Annotated in this window: 1 protein-coding gene; it reads right to left on the reverse strand. The window is 34.1% G+C overall.

All coding sequences use genetic code 11. The features are described from left to right. Nucleotides 1–56: 56 nt before the first annotated feature. Nucleotides 57–1,702: AAA-like domain-containing protein (locus AC3DU7_RS08445; RefSeq protein WP_488038909.1), on the reverse strand; the 1,646-nt coding region annotated here is incomplete at its 5' end.

The following is a 1,702-nucleotide window of genomic DNA, read 5'->3' on the forward strand; positions in this document are numbered from 1 at the left end:
ATTCTTGTTCCCCCCAGAATTGGCTTGCTCGGGGGGCATCATCCTTCTTTCTTCTCCTAAAGTTCCAGCAGATTTTTTTCAGTCCAACTACTATTAAACACTAATTCATAAATGCGGTTGTGAATTTTCAGCAACTCATTTTGCTTAATTGCTAGTCCTGATAAACATAATTCTTTTTCTTCTGGAATATCCTTCCTAATTATCTCTTTTTGCTCCAATAATTGTTGATAAATTTCCAGCATTTGTCTTCTATTTTCACTATAAAAAATACGATCGCGAATGGTTCTTAAATGCTCTGGTTCATCTTGAGCTTCCCAATTTTTGATAATTTTTTCTTGTACTAAGTTTTCTATCCATTCAGTTTCACCATTGACCGGAATTGGTATTTCTGAATTACGAATTAACTGACATAGTTTTTGAGTTAAAAAAGGTTGTCCTCCCGTCCAGTTTAATATCTCTTGCAGCATAGTTTGAGGATTACTAACTTTTTCTGTTATTCCATATAATAAAGGTTGTGCTTCATGTTTTTTGAAGCTTTCTAACTCAACTGCTTGACCAATATTAAAAGGTGTTTTCCTACTATCAGTCATTAATTCTGAAGGAGTGGCTACTCCAAAAAAAGCAAAGGTGAGATTCTGATATCTAGAATCTGGATGAATTGTTCGTTTGTTGTAGCAAGAGCGAATTAGGGCAAAAAAGTCATTGACTGGAAATTTTAAGCTTAAAATTGTATCAACTTCATCCAGAAAAATGAATACTTTTTTGATAGATTCATCGTCCTCATTATTCAGTTCAACTAATAAAATATCTTCAATAAATTGACCTAATCTTTGTACCGGAGAAATATCTAATCTGTCATTCCACCAAGTTTTAAATTTGATTAAATTAAATTTTTGCATTAAAAGAAAACTGCGCAATAGATCCACTGCTAATCCTTTATACCATTGTTCTACGGTCACATTTTCACTACCAATTTGAGTTAAATCTATTGCAGCACAATGATGTCCTTCATTGTTGAGATGGTTGATCATTCTGACCATGAGACTAGATTTACCCATTTGTCGGGAATTCAAAATATAACAAAATTCTCCTTGTTTTAAGGCTTGATAGAGGGAGCGATCGGCTTGCCGGACTACATAAGTAGGGGAATTATTGGGTAAACTTCCACCTACTTTATAATTAAAATTAGAGGCGGGTTTGCCAGTTTTTAGTAGTTCATTTTCAAACATTAGTTCTGCTTGAGTTGCTTTGAGAACGTCTAAGGTTTGTGATAGTTCTTTTGTGCGTTCTTCCACTCTTTGCTCTAGGGTTTGATAAAGTCGGGAATTGTCGATGGAAATTGCAGCTTGAGCAGATAAAATATTTAATAGTTCGACTCTTTCTGAGGTAAATGTATCTGTGGCTAAATTATTTTCTAAATAGACTATTCCGCTTAATTGACTTTGGTTAATTAGGGGAGTACAGAGAATTGATTTACTTTTTGTGGCGATAATATAAGGGTCATTAATAAATTGTCCTTCGTGAACTGCGTCGTTGATTACAGTCTTTTCTTGAGTATGAATTACATAGTTAATAACGGTAGTTGGTAATATGGGAAGTGATGTTTGGGGGTCTGTAGATTCGATGGGAATTGATTGTAAAATTGTTACTTCGTCACTATCTATTTTTCCTTGAGCTTCTATACACCAATTACCTTCATGGT

The sequence above is a fragment of the Okeania sp. genome (genome assembly GCF_983059655.1).